The 14,523-nt window shown below is 55.7% G+C and carries 14 protein-coding genes; 12 read left to right on the top strand and 2 right to left on the bottom strand.

Features of this window, described 5'->3' with window-relative positions; translation table 11 throughout:
- From ACFWW4_RS20670 to ACFWW4_RS20645, 6 genes are read left to right on the top strand one after another with little or no spacing between them, the layout of a single operon-like run.
- The gene (locus ACFWW4_RS20670; protein WP_411892572.1) at positions 1-1,608 is read left to right on the top strand and encodes a glutamate synthase-related protein; all 1,608 of its coding nucleotides are present in this window, start codon (positions 1-3) and stop codon (positions 1,606-1,608) included.
- A complete protein-coding gene (locus ACFWW4_RS20665; RefSeq protein ID WP_411892571.1) occupies positions 1,608-1,985 on the top strand; it encodes a hypothetical protein in 378 nt (125 codons plus the stop codon). Before ACFWW4_RS20670 ends, ACFWW4_RS20665 begins: the two co-directional genes overlap by 1 nt.
- Entirely contained in the window at positions 1,982-3,034 is a 1,053-nt protein-coding gene (locus ACFWW4_RS20660) for a Rieske 2Fe-2S domain-containing protein (RefSeq protein ID WP_393929678.1), read from the top strand. Before ACFWW4_RS20665 ends, ACFWW4_RS20660 begins: the two co-directional genes overlap by 4 nt.
- Entirely contained in the window at positions 3,031-3,795 is a 765-nt protein-coding gene (locus ACFWW4_RS20655) for a hypothetical protein (RefSeq protein WP_411892570.1), read from the top strand. The genes ACFWW4_RS20660 and ACFWW4_RS20655 overlap by 4 nt, the downstream gene beginning before the upstream one ends.
- Entirely contained in the window at positions 3,792-4,067 is a 276-nt protein-coding gene (locus ACFWW4_RS20650) for a hypothetical protein (protein WP_411892569.1), read from the top strand. The genes ACFWW4_RS20655 and ACFWW4_RS20650 overlap by 4 nt, the downstream gene beginning before the upstream one ends.
- Before the next feature lie 5 nt (positions 4,068-4,072).
- Positions 4,073-6,052, top strand: a complete 1,980-nt coding sequence (locus ACFWW4_RS20645; protein ID WP_411892568.1) for a thiamine pyrophosphate-binding protein — start codon at positions 4,073-4,075, stop codon at positions 6,050-6,052.
- Between the two features lie 679 nt (positions 6,053-6,731).
- Here ACFWW4_RS20645 and ACFWW4_RS20640 read toward each other — a convergent pair.
- Both ACFWW4_RS20640 and ACFWW4_RS20635 read right to left on the bottom strand, forming a co-directional pair.
- Complete coding sequence (locus ACFWW4_RS20640; protein ID WP_411892567.1) at positions 6,732-7,892, bottom strand: cation:proton antiporter; 1,161 nt, start codon at positions 7,890-7,892, stop codon at positions 6,732-6,734.
- Positions 7,889-8,146, bottom strand: coding sequence for a hypothetical protein (locus ACFWW4_RS20635; protein WP_411892566.1), 258 nt, complete (start codon positions 8,144-8,146; stop codon positions 7,889-7,891). The genes ACFWW4_RS20640 and ACFWW4_RS20635 overlap by 4 nt, the downstream gene beginning before the upstream one ends.
- A 104-nt stretch (positions 8,147-8,250) precedes the next feature.
- Between ACFWW4_RS20635 and ACFWW4_RS20630 the strand changes: the two genes are divergently transcribed.
- From ACFWW4_RS20630 to ACFWW4_RS20605, 6 genes are all read left to right on the top strand, one after another.
- A complete protein-coding gene (locus ACFWW4_RS20630) occupies positions 8,251-9,816 on the top strand; it encodes an inorganic phosphate transporter (protein WP_411892565.1) in 1,566 nt (521 codons plus the stop codon).
- Between the two features lie 9 nt (positions 9,817-9,825).
- On the top strand, positions 9,826-11,502 hold the full coding sequence (locus ACFWW4_RS20625; RefSeq protein WP_411892564.1) for a Na/Pi cotransporter family protein: 1,677 nt from the start codon (positions 9,826-9,828) through the stop codon (positions 11,500-11,502).
- Positions 11,503-12,393: 891 nt separating this feature from the next.
- Complete coding sequence (locus tag ACFWW4_RS20620) at positions 12,394-12,735, top strand: hypothetical protein (RefSeq protein ID WP_411892563.1); 342 nt, start codon at positions 12,394-12,396, stop codon at positions 12,733-12,735.
- Between the two features lie 74 nt (positions 12,736-12,809).
- Complete coding sequence (locus ACFWW4_RS20615; RefSeq protein WP_411892562.1) at positions 12,810-13,682, top strand: hypothetical protein; 873 nt, start codon at positions 12,810-12,812, stop codon at positions 13,680-13,682.
- Between the two features lie 37 nt (positions 13,683-13,719).
- Positions 13,720-13,908, top strand: coding sequence for a hypothetical protein (locus tag ACFWW4_RS20610; protein WP_411892561.1), 189 nt, complete (start codon positions 13,720-13,722; stop codon positions 13,906-13,908).
- Between the two features lie 507 nt (positions 13,909-14,415).
- Positions 14,416-14,523: ABC transporter permease subunit (locus ACFWW4_RS20605; RefSeq protein WP_411892597.1), on the top strand; the 108-nt coding region annotated here is incomplete at its 3' end.

Here is a 14,523-nt window from a genome sequence, read left to right as displayed (position 1 = left end):
ATGAATAAGACGACCATTTTTAAGTATAGTGAACTTGCCGATCGCAAGCCAGAATATGCCATTGTGGGCGAGGTAGATCTGGTTGTTGTGCGTTTTGATGACGAAGTCTCAGTCTTCTATGGCCGCTGCTTGCACCGTGGTGCGCTGATGTCTGATGGACATGTGCGGGGCGATGATCTGATTTGCGGCGTCCACAACTGGGACTACCGTCTAGACAGTGGTGTATCGGCATACGCCAACGATGAGAAGCTGCCGAAGTTCGTTTCATGGGTTGAAGGTGACGACATCTGTGTTGATGCAGATGAGATTAACGCATGGGGTCATGACAACCCACAGCCTTATAATCGTGATGCTTATCTGGGCCTTTATGCCGACCCCAGCCATGGTACAGACGCAGAACCCTATAATGGCATGATCCAGAATTATGCCAAGAGTGGACTAACGAAGACGGGTCATCACGGCATCGTTGAATCAATGGGTGTTCCTCGGGCCGAGCTGCCGGATTGGGACGATATTCAGCTATTGACTGCGCAATTGGCCAAGCCGCCGCTGCTTGATGATGACCCGGTGGGGACCGAAGTAATAATCGGACCAAATGCTCAGAAGCCGCTGAAACTGAAAATCCCGCTGTTTGTCTCTGACATGAGTTTCGGGGCACTATCTGAATCTGCCAAGGTGGCACTTGCAAGGGGCGCAGAGCTGGCGGGCACGGGCATCTGCTCAGGGGAGGGCGGCATGCTGCCTGAAGAGCAGGCAGAGAATTCGCGTTATTTTTACGAGCTGGCATCCGCCCGGTTTGGCTTTAGCTGGGACAAGCTCGACAAGGTGCAAGCCTTTCATTTCAAAGGTGGACAAGGTGCCAAGACCGGAACCGGTGGTCATCTACCGGGCAACAAGGTGAAGGGCAAGATCGCCAAAGTGCGCGAACTTGAGGAAGGAACCCCCGCGGTATCGCCCCCCCGGTTCCCTGAATGGACAGACGTGAGCCAGATCAAAGATTTTGCCGATGAGGTGCGCGACAGGACCGGCGGTATTCCCATCGGTTATAAACTCTCTGCCCAGCATATCGAAAAAGATATCGACGCGGCAATTGCCGTGGGCGTCGATTACATCATTCTGGACGGACGCGGCGGCGGAACTGGGGCGGCCCCAATCATTTTCCGCGATAATATCTCGGTCCCGACGATCCCGGCGCTGGCCCGTGCCCGCCGGCATCTTGATAAGTTGGGGCGCGGGGATATCTCGCTCGTGATCACGGGCGGTTTGCGAAAACCTGCGGATTTCATCAAGGCGATGGCGCTGGGGGCGGATGCGATTGCGGTGTCAAACGCGGCCATGCAGGCGATTGGTTGTTTGGCGATGCGCGCGTGCCACACCAACAATTGCCCTGTCGGGATCGCAACGCAAAAACCGCATCTGGTCAACCGCCTGATTGCTGACAAGTCTGCCCAGCAACTGGCCAATTTCTTTGACGCCTCAGTGGAGCTGATGCAGGTGATGGCCCGTGCCTGCGGCCATGACCATTTGTCCAAGTTCAACCATGAGGATCTGACGACCTGGAAGAAAGATATGTCCGACCTGTCGGGCGTTGCTTTTGGGGGCATGTGATGAATCAGGCCGAACTCATCCTGTTCATCGTCAAGCTATGGGGGGCAGCTGGTGCGCTGGTGGCCATTCCTTTTCTGATTTTTGGCATTGATCGTCTGGATGAGGATGCGCGGGGCGCCTACGTTTTTCGGCCACTGCTGGTACCAGGCATCCTGTTGATCTGGCCGTTGATCCTATGGCGCTGGTATGTCCTTGCTGATGGCAAGGATGAGTGGTCGCATCGCTATCGTCCCCGCAGGCATAACCACCAATGGTTTGCCATGATCATGCCGGTGGCGATTATTGTGATCATCGTGACCGGGCTATCCGTTCGGCAAAGCTGGCCCGCTGATATCCTGCCCGAGCGTCTGGCCCCACCGGCGGAGGCATCCGAATGAGTGTCAAATACATCCCCGTCCAGTGGAACCGGAATAAATGGCTTTATGATGCGGTTATGTTGGTCGGGGTTGTCCTGTTTTTGTGGCTGTTCATTTTTGTCAGCCCCGAACTGCTGAGCCATGAATTCCCCATCAATCCGCAGGTGCACAATGCCCGCGCGTTTGGGGCTTGCGCCTTTGTGATGCTGACGGTGATCTTGTGCATTGGGCCGCTTGCCCGGATCGACCGTCGTTTTCTGCCGCTATTGTACAATCGCAGACACTTTGGGGTGATGACGGTTTTTGTGGCGATCACGCACGCGAGTTACATCCTGAACTGGTATTTCGCCTTTTCCAGTTCCGACAAGTACGAGGCACTGCTGTTTGCCAATACCAGCTACGGCCAGCTGGCGGGCTTTCCGTTTGAAATATTTGGGGTTTTCGCGCTGCTGTGCCTGGCTGTTCTGGCCGCCACCAGTCACGATTTCTGGATGAAATTCCTGACCCCACCGGTCTGGAAACGGATTCATAGCCTGATCTATTTCGCCTATCTGGCGGTTGTTGCCCACGTCAGTCTGGGCATTTTACAAGATCAACAGAACCATACCTTTACGGTGATCTTTATCGGCGGAGCCTTGGCGGTTGCAGGCCTTCATGCCTATGCTGCAATGCTGGACTGGCGGGGCGGGGATGAGCGTGGCGCTGACATCGACGGCTGGATTGACATCTGTGATGCGGGCGATATTCGCGAAGGCTTTGCCAAGATCAAGATACTGCCCAGCGGTGACCGGGTCGCTGTGTTCCGACAAGATGGCAGGTTGAGTGCCATTTCAAATGCCTGCGCCCACCAAAACGGGCCATTGGGCGAAGGTCGCGTGATTGATTGTCTGGTGACATGTCCATGGCACGGCTTCCAATATGATGTAACCAATGGGCGGTCGCCCGCGCCCTTCACCGAAATGGTGCCCACCTACAACATCCGGCTGAACGGGGCCGGCGTGCAAGTCCACCGCGATGCCAATCCGCCCGGCACCTATGTCGAACCTGTCCAGATCGAGGTGACAGCATGAGCGATAAGAATAACCCGTTTTTTGTGGGCTACCTGCCCGTGCCTGGGCCGTTACGCCGATTTTTGCTGCTTGCGTCCGTGTTGGTGGTAGCGACGTTCCTGTTTACGGGACTGCTGATTGGCAGCACGCAAGATGAACCGCCTGCGTCTGGTTTCCGGTTCGACTACGGTCGTCAGACGGTCACTGGGGTGATCGAGCTAACACCCTACCCCCTGCTTCGCGTGACTCAAGGCAATGATCTGATCAAACCGGGCAAGACGCTCATGCTTACCAGTGCGGGAAAAGCTGGGGTCGATATGCGGGCGATGGGGTTAGAGGGGCAACTGGCCACCGTCTCGGGCATTATCCTGCAAAGAGGCACCATCGACATGATGCAGTTGCGCGGCGGCAGGCAAGGGCTGGCAGCCGCTGAAGGCGATCCGCCGGAAATGGTGACTGAACAGCTTGGCCGCTGGAAAGTCGCAGGCGAGATTTGTGATGGGAAATGCCTGAATGGGGCGATGCGCCCGGGCAGAGGACTGGCGCATAAGGCCTGCGCAAACCTGTGTTTGCTGGGTGATGTGCCCCCGGTATTTGTGTCGACCCAACCGATTGAAGGATCTGACTTCATGCTGATCACAGGGCCCGATGGCACCCGTTTGCCGGATGCCGCTTATAACTACATAGGGCAGTTTATCAGTTTGGAAGGTGATTTGGAACGCCGTGGCGATATCCTTGTATTGCGCATGGACACCACCACAATGGAACCGATCAACGGATGAAACGGATTGCCCTTCTCCTACTGATCCTTCTGGTTGGCACAATCATGCTTTACCTGTCCCGCTTCTGGTTTCTCGACCTCTGGCCGCGCAGTGGACTGTTCGGATGGGAGGCGCTGCGCCCCGGCGGCGGCCTGCTTGGCCGCTGGTTGCGAGGCACACCCTTTGCTCCGTTTGAGCTGTTGATCTGGGCGACGGGCGTTTTCCTGATCTTGACCTATTTGCAAAAGCTCATCGATCTTCTCTTTCCCGCCGACCCACCCGAAAAAGGATGATTATCATGAGCAATGAAAACCTGGATTGGATATCGGTTGGCCGGATCGAAGACCTTCCCGAAGGCCGCGTGAAAACTGTCACCGCGCGCACGACCTCCATTTGTCTGGTGCATTTTGATGGCCAATGGGCTGCAATGAACAACCATTGTCCGCACCAAAAAGGACCGCTTGGCGAAGGATCCATCGAGAAAGGGATCGACGACAAATGCTGGATCCGCTGTCCGTGGCATGGCTGGGACTTTGATCCGCTCACAGGTAAACCGCCCGGCGGACACGAGGATTCTGGCCAAGAGTTGTATCCCATCGACATCCGCGAAGGCGAGATTTTCGTGGGGCTAGACCCTGAACCCCCACACGAACGAACCGTGACGGACGTGATGGTCGAGACAATGACCAACTGGGGCGTGCAATCGGTGTTTGGCATGGTGGGCCACTCGAACCTTGGGTTGGCCGACGCGATCCGCCGCGCGGTCATTGAAAAGAAGCTGAAATACTACGGTATCCGGCATGAAGGTGTGGCGGCATTCGCGGCCTCTGCCTACGGCAAATTGACCGGACAGCCTGCCGCATGTTTGACCATCGCTGGCCCCGGGGCCACGAACCTGCTGACCGGCATGTGGGACGCTAAGGTTGACCGCGCGCCCGTGCTGGCCTTGACCGGTCAGGTTCAGACCCAAGTCTTTGGTCCCGGCGCGTTTCAGGACATCGATCTGAAATCGGCCTTTCAAGCCGTGTCCACCTTCTCGCAACCGGTCCTCAGCAGTTCCAATCATGCAGAGCTGATGTCGCTGGCATGCAAGAACGCCATCGTTGAACAAAACGTGGCGCATCTGATCTTTCCCGACGACGTACAGACCTTACCATCCAACAAGCCAGCCGGCAGCCCGACGGGTCGGATGGGCGGCACAAGGGTTACCCCTGCGCAGACCGATATTGATGCAGCCCTTGCCCTACTGAATGGTGCAAAACGCCCCATGATTGTTGTCGGACACGGTGCCTACGCAGCCCGCGATCAGATCGTGTCCCTGGCGGAAAAAATCGGAGCACCTGTGGTGACGACCTTCAAGGCCAAAGGGTTGGTCCCGGACAGCCATCCGCTTGGGGCTGGGGTGCTTGGCCGCTCTGGTACGCCCATTGCAAGCTGGTTCATGAATGAGGCCGACGTGTTGGTGGCCTTTGGTGCAAGCTTTTCAAATCACACCGGCATCGCGCTGAAAGAAAACATTATTCAGGTCGATTATGATCGGATGCAGCTGGGCAAGTTCCATCCCGTAAAAGTCCCGGTCTGGGGCGAGATCGGAGCGTTTTGTGACGCGGCACTGCACGCATTAGAGCTCAATGCAGATGCTGTGGATCAGCGCCCGGAGTTGGCCGATCGCTGGCAGATATGGCGAAATGAGAAGCGGCGACGCTTGGCGGAGGAACATGGTAGCGGCATCCATTCTTTCGCCATCTTCGACGCGCTTGGGCAGCTTGCCCCGGACGACGCCATCTTTGCCGTGGATGTGGGCAACAACACTTATTCCTTTGGACGCTATCTGGAAACCAAAGGGGATCAGCGCGTTTTGATGTCCGGTTATCTGGGGTCCATCGGTTACGGTTTTCCAGCCGGGATTGGCGCATGGGCCGCCACGCAGGATATCGACGCGCTGCGCGGGCGCAAAGTCATTTCGATCTCTGGCGACGGGGGCTTCGGGCAATACCCGATGGATTTCACTACAGCTGTTAAATACGGGATGGATATAACTCACATCCTTTTGCACAACGGTGAGCTGGGCAAAATCTCGAAGGAGCAGCGATCGGGCGAATGGCCTGTATGGGAGACCGATCTGCACAATCCATCATTCGCGGCCTTCGCCAAGCTGTGCGGTGGGCATGGACATAAGGTGACTAAGACCGAAGACATTGAAGGTGCAATTAGAAAGGCCCTTGGCGTCCGTGGTCCTGCATTGGTCGAGATCATGACTGATGCTGATCTGGTATAAATGACCGTTGCTTCTGACCGGTTGGCCCGATTTGTGCATTGCGGAGTATCAGAACCAGCAGAACGTTTTGTTGGGCTAATGCGGGTAATTCGAGATGGTGCTGCAAGATGCGCGAATGACCGTAATACGAAAGCTGCACCGCACCACACGACTGGTTGGCCAAGGTCTGAAATGAACCGCTCGTGTCGCCAACCGACGCCAAAATTGAACAGATGCTGCGTCGCATCCGATCGAAGTACTTTGCTTGCCCGATCCGCTACTTTCAGCCAACGGGCAATTGCCAGGTACCGTTGGTGTCGTGTGCTTAAATGAACAAGGCGTGATGGGCGCGACCAAGGCTTGGCAGGTCGCCGGAAACACGGGGCGATTCTGTCAGTATTGATGGCCAAAGCGAGACCGTTGGCGTGGTCAGTCAGATGCAAGACCTTGCTTTCATACCGCTTAGTTGCCCGTGTCCCACAACTGTCTCCCGCAAAGTCATGCAGGGCTACGGTCCACGCCACTAGGCGATCCTCCAATTCGAAGGTGCCACAACCGGCAAAGAAAGCAGCTTGTTACTGTCGAGAGATTGCGACCGCGGATCGAAGGATCAAAAGGCGATCCAACGATCAGCATCGGTAAGAAGTTGAATAAATTCATGGAGGTTGCAAAGCTTCCTGCTGTGAAGAAAGCGAGTTTATCAGGCGGTACGCCTGATGGCCATTAAGGTGACCGCCGGTCCGAGGAGCTCAAAGGCGATGGTCGTTCCAATTGTGACCGCAATAATCGTCTCTGACCAATTCGGGAATTGCTTGGCTGCCACGAGCGCCATGCCAATCGCCACGCCGGCTTGTGGCATAAGCGCGAGCCCGAACCATGGGCGTTGACGAGAAGGAGCCTTGCCAAGCGCTGCACCGATCCAGCCACCGAGCAATCGAGAGAGCACCCGCAAAACCACATAGGCCAGTCCGAAAAATCCTACCTTGAGCAGTGCATGTGTATCTAGCGACGCGCCTGCGAGAATGAAAAACAAGATCATGAACGGCCATTGGATATGTTCGATCTCATGGAATGCCTTGGTGTGGTGGCGCGCCCTGTTGACGATTATCGCGCCGACCGTCATCCCACTGATCAGGTAGGAAAGCTCGAACATGATCGCGAGGCCAGCGGTCAAAAACGTCAGCGCAAGGGCTTCGATCTGAAGTGGTTCACCTCCTGAAAGACGGCCCGTTAGTAATGCCGCTGGCACTCCAATCAAAATGCCAAGCAGGACAGAGCCGCCAAATTCGCGTATCGAGCCTGAAAGGATCGATGCCTCAACACTGCCATTCATTTGGTGGACCATCACCAAAATGACACTGAAGGCAAATAGTCCCCAAACGTCATCAATTGCCACAATGCCCTGAAGCGCGTCGGTGAAATCGTTCTTAACGCCTGATTGCCGGATGACGTCCTGCGTTGCAGCAGGTGCTGTCGCTGTTGCTATCGCCCCCAAGAGAAGTGCGAGGCCAAGATCCAGCCCCAGTAGAGCGAGCCCGACGCCAACGATCAAGATCGTAAAGACCACAACAGAGACGGAAATCAGCAGGATGGCAGGCCCATGCGACTGCAGGTTTTTCCGAGTTAACGATCCACCAAGCAGGAACGCGACCATGGTCAGTGCGACGATAGAGAGCAACTCATACCAATCACTGACATCTGATGGGATTAAGTCAAATCCTGATGCGCCCGCAAGTATGCCGCAAATCAGCAATAACGTGACGCGCGGCAAAGGGGTCCTGTGGCCAATCTGATCGGCGGCAAGTCCAACTGCGAAAAGCCCCGCAAGGGTCAGTAGCGTTTGCGCCGGGTCCAAAGTCATTCAAGCCTTTTCTTGCGCGATTTGATCGTCTGCACGACAGGTTGGACATCCATAGTTGCAAGGGCAATGCCAAGCGGAATGATCCAAAGGCTAAGAAAGGGCAAAAAGCCGAGTGTCCCTCCTCCGATGACACCAAGAGCCGCAACCCCGGCAGCACAACATGCAATGTCCAAGTGAGTACACTTCGCGATCAAAGCACAATGCCAGTCAAGCAGCTTTGAACGTCCGTATTCGGTGATGGGCCGCGATTTCATGCTGATCGCTTTGCCACGTAAACATGGCACATGTATTGATATAGGTCATATCAGCGCCTCGATTTCTCGTGTGTACCTTGTACGGGGATAAATGCGAGGGCGCTATGCTTAGAATAGATCGGGTGGACTCTGCTGTGCAGTTGAATCGGGACGAGTTGTTCCGATTTGGCACGGCGTTGATATTCATTGTCGGCATCATGCTTTTCACGATTGTGCGAACCGATGGCGGTGTTGATGGCATCCTGTTGGTGATCGCCGCGATGATCGGTGGCTATATGGCGATGAATATTGGCGCCAATGATGTCGCCAACAACGTCGGACCGGCCGTTGGCAGCCACGCTATCACCCTTACAGGCGCCATCATTATTGCGGCCAGCTTCGAAGCGGGTGGTGCTTTGATTGCGGGCGGCGACGTGGTCGGCACGATCAAGAATGGGATCATCGATCCTGATCTGGTCGCGGATCGGGATACGTTTATCTGGCTGATGATCGCTGCACTCTTGGCAGCAGCAGTGTGGCTCAATTTCGCCACGGCAGTAGGTGCGCCAGTATCCACCACACATTCCATTGTCGGCGGGGTTCTTGGGGCCGGTATAGCCGCCGCTGGCTGGGACATTGCGAACTGGAAGCAGGTCGGAATGATTGGGGCCAGTTGGGTGATTTCCCCGCTGTTGGGCGGACTGATCGCAGCGCTGTTCCTTTACATCATCAAGCGAACGATCACCTACAAATCTGACGTGCTTGCCGCAGCGAACAGCATGGTGCCTTTGCTGGCGTCGCTGATGGCGTGGGCCTTTGGCACCTACCTAATGCTCAAGGGCGTCAAGAAGCTGATCAAGGTCGAATTCATAACCGCAGTTCTCATTGCCCTTGCCATCGCCGTGATTGTTTACGCGATCATGCGCCCCTTTATCGCCCGCGCGACGCAAAAAATGAAAAACCAAAAATCCAGCGTGAACGATCTTTTCACCATCCCATTGATCTTCGCGGCGGCTCTTCTCAGTTTTGCCCATGGGGCAAACGATGTCGCCAACGCCGTCGGTCCTCTTGCGGGTATCAACGAAGCGATTGTCGGGGGAACGGTCACCGACAAGGCCTCAATCCCGATCTGGGTCATGGCCGTTGGCGCCGTCGGAATCGCCCTTGGGCTGGCGCTTTATGGGCCAAAGCTGATCCGCACCGTTGGAAGCGAAATCACCGAACTCGACAAGATGCGCGCCTTTTGCATCGCGATGGCGGCGGCCATCACCGTGATTATGGCCTCGCAACTTGGCCTGCCGGTTAGCTCAACCCACATTGCCGTTGGCGGTGTCTTTGGCGTCGGGTTTCTGCGGGAATACATCAAATCCAGCTATGCACGCACCTTGCAGGATATTCGCGACCATCATGTGAATAATGCTCCCTCCGAAGTCGAAGCCTTCCTTGCGCGGTTCGAAGCAGCGGATGTGACGACAAAAGGCGAGATGCTGCGCGAGATGAAGCAACAGGCGTCAGGCACCAAACTTCTGGCCAAGCGCGAGCGGCGCGGACTTGGGCAAGTGCACCGGATCGAACTGGTCAAACGCACGCTGCTTTTGAAGATCGCTGCCGCTTGGGTGATCACTGTTCCCTTTGCCGGAGGGCTTGCCGCGATGTTCTTCTTCATGATCCGGGGCATGATGTTGCCCTGAGCCAAAACGATGATAAGTGAACTGAACCAGCTTGAGCTAGGAACTGGCCTGATTGGTGGCCTGGCGCTTTTTTTGTTCGGCATGGATATCATGACCCGTGCGCTCAAGCAGGTGGCGGGAGCCTCGTTGAAGTCGATCCTTGCGCGTATGACGGGAAACCGTTTCACCGGGTTAATCGCGGGCGCCTCTGTGACCGCGATAATCCAGTCGTCTTCGATCACCACGGTTCTGCTTGTCGGCTTCATTTCGGCTGGCCTGATGACCACGGCGCAAAGTGCAGCGGTCATTCTGGGAGCGAACATAGGCACAACGATTACCGCACAAATCCTTGCCTTCAAGGTCACGGCGCTGGCACTACCGGTGCTGTCGCTTGGCTTCTTCGTGTCGTTCATCGCAAAGAAGAAAGCCACCCGAGAAAAGGGGCGGATCGTCTTGGGCCTTGGAATGGTGTTCTTTGGCATGGCGATCATGAGCGACAGCATGAAACCATTGCGCAGTTATGAGCCGTTTCTCGACTTTATGCTGTCGCTTGACAGTGTACTTCTTGCTGCCTTGGTCGGCGCTGGTTTCACAGCACTGGTACAGTCCTCATCCGCCACAACCGGCATTCTGATTGTGATGGCGGGGCAAGGTCTCATCGCACTAGAGCCCGCGGTGGCATTGGCTTTGGGGGCAAATATCGGCACCTGCGTCACAGCGCTTTTGGCCTCGATCGGAGCCCCGCGAGAAGCCATTCGCGCGGCGCTGATCCACACCCTGTTTAACGTTGCCGGTGTTCTGATCTGGATCGGATTTGTGGATCAGCTTGCCGACCTTGCGCGCGACTTTTCACCAGATAGCACGTCAGTTTCGGGCATCCCGCGCCAATTAGCCAACGTGCATACGTTTTTCAACATAGCGAACGCACTGCTCTTCATTGGATTTACATCGCATCTGACGCGCCTTGTGGAATGGCTTGCACCCGACAAGGTCGAAGTGTCTGATCCCAAATACTCTGCAAAGCATCTTGATCCAAAGTTTCTCGATGTACCTGCCATTGCCATTGACGCCGTTCGGCTTGAGGTCGTGCATCTGGGTACGCTGCTGCGCGATCAGCTACAAAGCGCGGTGCCCGCTGTTGTAACCGGCAGCCCGCTGGATGTTGATCGCTTGCGCGTCATGGACCGCCCCATTGACCTGCTACACCGAGAGATCGTCGGTTACATCCGCCAGATCAGTCTGAGAAGTCTGCCTGTGGACCAATCAAACTTGCTATTGGGGTTGGCCAAGATCGCAAACGATATGGAACATATTGGTGATTTAATCGCCACGGGGCTAGTCACTTCCGCACGCAAACGGGCAGAGGAAGACGTGGTCATCAGTGCAGCAACTGCGGCCGTTATCAAAAACGTGCATGATCAGGTGGTCGAGGCATTGGATGGCGCATTGCTGGCGCTTGACGCGCAAGACACAAAGGTTGCAGCAGATGTAAGGCAGATGAAAGCGCGATTTACGGCGTTGGTGGAAAACGTCGCCAGTCATCAGATTGACCGACTACGTGCCGACGAAAGGAAACGTCTTCATACTTACACCCGGGAGATTGAACTAACCGAAACGCTCGATGACATCTTCAAGATTATCCGGCGCATTGCACGTACGGAGTTGAGGCTGTTCGATACCACGGCACCCAAGGAGGTCCGGACTTGAAGATGCACGTCGATCACTTTCGCGCATGTCCCTTTAGTGATTGGCAACTCCAGCAATGAAGTAGCCCTCCGCACATGGCAGCTTCATGGTTGCGACCACCCGCGGCAGCGCTGACGAAAGTCAACTTCGATCCAATATGAAAGTCAGCTTTCTTCGTCCCAAAGTGGCAGGTTTGCCCCCGCAGCGAAGGGGGAGTGGGGCGAGCAAAAGCTAGGGGTCTACGTCAATTCAAAGAGAGGGCGTTATCGTGATGCCATTTGTGCCCTGTACATCATGAGGGGCGCTGGTAGGACGCCGTCCCAGTTGGTGACCACACTCAGGGGGCATGCCACTGAGCATCCGTTCCGCAGCCGTTTGATAGCACGTACCAAATTGATACATATAAATATCAGAATATGTAATCGGGTTTAGTTCCCCATACTGATGCGGCGTTGCTGCGACTTATTGGGAGTTGGAAACATGAGGACTAGATCAAACGATTTTGTAACCACGGCAGCAAAAACTGCCACCATTGCTATGCTTCTTGGGGTATCGCCTGTAGTACTTGGAACCCTCGATGTGGGTGGGGGTGGCGCAGCCTGGGCGGATGATGATGGCCAAGGTCCGCAGGGCCCTGGCCAAGGCGGTTCGGGCCAAGGCCAGAGCGGCCCGGGAAATCAGGGTGGCCAAGGTAATCAGGGTGGCCAAGGCCAGGGCCAAGGGGGCCCAGGTGACGATTCGGACGGTCAGGGTCCACAAGCGGGCGGACCGTCAGGCAGTGGCGGTGGCAAACCTGCATGGGCCCAGGAAGGGATTCCCGAGGTCGAGCTTGGCAGACTTAATGTCGCGCGCTCCCCTGATCATGTTCTGGACCGGGCATTTGCCGAAGCCATAGCGAGCCTGACGTCCGATATGGTCGACTTCTACAACATGAATCTCGACACCATGATGGAGGAACTCAGCCTAAACTTCGACAACCTGGAATTCATTGATTCGCCACTGCAGAACCTTTCACTTCTCACGGATGCGATGGACGGCACTTCAGCGTTGGCGGCAGCGGGCGTCACAAATGATGTCGATACGCTGATGGCAATCTTCCTCGGGGTTGCATCCGATAAGACCGTTCCGGTTTCGACAGAAACTCTGATCGCGCTTTCGACAATCCTCGATCATCCGATGACTTCATCGGACGCGGCAGCGCTCGCTGTCGAAGCCGAGGCGGTGCGCATCGCTGTTCTTGCGGGCCACGGGTAACGGCCGGTCGGCTCTGTGACGCAATTTGGGGTGTCGCAGAGCCATCTTCATCTGTTTCAGATGGGATAAGGAAGATGAAAACACAAAAAGCTGGTGTATTCGCAAAGCGTTGGCTGGGCCTGCCGGCATGTTCCATTGCAGCCCTTCTAGCGGTTAGCGCTGCAACGATTACGGCCTCGGTCACTGCTGTCCCGGTATTTGCAGAAGACCACGATTCTGACGGTGATCATGGCGGCGGTCGCAGTGGCGGTGGTCAACGTGGTAGCGGCAGCGGCGGCCAAGGTGGTGGCCACGATAGTGGCGATGGGCACGACAGCGGCAGTGGTGGCGAAGGTCTCGGTGGCAGTGGTCAGGGTGGGGGCGGTGGCAATGCCCAACAAGGTCAGGACCGTTCATGCGGGCGACCGATATGGGCACAAGAAGGCATTCCCGATGTCGAGTTGGATCGATTGAATGTCGCGCGTTCACCCACCCACGTTCTGGATCGTGCCTTTGATGAAGCTATTGCCAGTTTCACACCCGAGATGACAGCATTCTACAGCCAAAGTCTTGACGAGATCATTTCTGAAATCTCGCTCAATTTGAATGCGATGCAAATGATCGATTCCCCCTTACAGAACCTGGCCATGGTCAGAGATGCCGTAGATGGCACTTCTGCGTTGGCGGGCATCGGTGTGCGAAACGACGTTGCCACGCTTCTGGCGGTTACCTTCGGTACGGTAGCGGACAAAAACATGCCAGTGACGGCTGATGCCATAATGGCTGTTTCGGTCATCCTTGGGCAACCTTTTTTATTCACCTTTCGAGGCACAGGGTTCGAATTCGGTCTTTCAACCATTTGTCGTGGGTGGTCTAGGTCTCGCCAGCAACAAGGTCGGAGAGTGGACACGCGAAAACCCGGTTGCAGGTCAAACCACTCGTACCTTCGAGGGCAATACCGAGACTGATTTCGCCTAGTCCGTCGGCGCCGGGCTGGCATGGCAGGTGACAAAGCCGGGGCAGTATCCGATTATCGTCGAGATGACGTGGCGATACTACAATCTTGGAACAGCAGAGGGTGGTCGCCAGCCTGTTGCAGGCAGCGGCAGTTCAGAACCGGTGCAGCCATTGACGTTCGATGTGGAAAGTCATGTTATTTCGATTGGTGTCCGCATCCCGCTGCAGCGATACTGAAGTCGGTTTGTCCGGTGCGAGATAACACGATACTTTTGCACCTACAAAGCCATTGAGGGCCCTTGCCGAGCGCCGTAGGAATCGGCTTTGAATGCCAACCGAAGATTTCGGCACATTCGAAGGTGTTTCGATCTTTGTCAATTTGTTTGACCAGCCAGGCAATATGCTCGCCATCATTCCTGCGAAGGTCCAATCCTAACACCGACGCGCAGCATGATTGGAGAAGCCACACGGGCTGATCAGCGGCCCTGGTGGCTGGGTTTGGTCATTGTGACCATAGTCTTGATCCTAAAGAGGCCAAACTCGATGAAAGCAGCAGCGCAAGAGCGCCAAGTCGAATTCTATTGCCGGAGCAACAGGAAATGAGGCCAATAACCATAATACTGATATCATCGTCTTTATCGAACACGATCAGAAGGAACTCACGGCAATCAGGCACGCGGAGCACGTTGCAACCGCTTTGGATGAGCATGTGATCTTGTCGCATTTGTCCGTCGTCAGACATATTTGTTCTACACGCGGCTTGGCCTGCGCGCTCGCGCCGTCGGGGAGCATCCGCGCGCGGCGGATACGTTAGGGATCAATGTCTATCGGACCCGCTATATCAACGTGACA

The sequence above is a fragment of the Yoonia sp. SDW83-1 genome, assembly GCF_046762885.1.
GTDB lineage: Bacteria > Pseudomonadota > Alphaproteobacteria > Rhodobacterales > Rhodobacteraceae > Yoonia.
This window is presented reverse-complemented; position numbering and strand designations above follow the sequence as displayed.

Excerpts from the sequence above, each read along its gene's own strand:
- ACFWW4_RS20670 (WP_411892572.1), top strand. The coding sequence starts at position 1 with ATGAATAAGACGACCATTTTTAAGTATAGTGAACTTGCCGATCGCAAG.
- ACFWW4_RS20665 (WP_411892571.1), top strand. The coding sequence starts at position 1,608 with ATGAATCAGGCCGAACTCATCCTGTTCATCGTCAAGCTATGGGGGGCA.
- ACFWW4_RS20660 (WP_393929678.1), top strand. The coding sequence starts at position 1,982 with ATGAGTGTCAAATACATCCCCGTCCAGTGGAACCGGAATAAATGGCTT.
- ACFWW4_RS20655 (WP_411892570.1), top strand. The coding sequence starts at position 3,031 with ATGAGCGATAAGAATAACCCGTTTTTTGTGGGCTACCTGCCCGTGCCT.
- ACFWW4_RS20650 (WP_411892569.1), top strand. The coding sequence starts at position 3,792 with ATGAAACGGATTGCCCTTCTCCTACTGATCCTTCTGGTTGGCACAATC.
- ACFWW4_RS20645 (WP_411892568.1), top strand. The coding sequence starts at position 4,073 with ATGAGCAATGAAAACCTGGATTGGATATCGGTTGGCCGGATCGAAGAC.
- ACFWW4_RS20640 (WP_411892567.1), bottom strand. The coding sequence starts at position 7,892 with ATGACTTTGGACCCGGCGCAAACGCTACTGACCCTTGCGGGGCTTTTC.
- ACFWW4_RS20635 (WP_411892566.1), bottom strand. The coding sequence starts at position 8,146 with ATGAAATCGCGGCCCATCACCGAATACGGACGTTCAAAGCTGCTTGAC.
- ACFWW4_RS20630 (WP_411892565.1), top strand. The coding sequence starts at position 8,251 with ATGCTTAGAATAGATCGGGTGGACTCTGCTGTGCAGTTGAATCGGGAC.
- ACFWW4_RS20625 (WP_411892564.1), top strand. The coding sequence starts at position 9,826 with ATGATAAGTGAACTGAACCAGCTTGAGCTAGGAACTGGCCTGATTGGT.
- ACFWW4_RS20620 (WP_411892563.1), top strand. The coding sequence starts at position 12,394 with ATGGTCGACTTCTACAACATGAATCTCGACACCATGATGGAGGAACTC.
- ACFWW4_RS20615 (WP_411892562.1), top strand. The coding sequence starts at position 12,810 with ATGAAAACACAAAAAGCTGGTGTATTCGCAAAGCGTTGGCTGGGCCTG.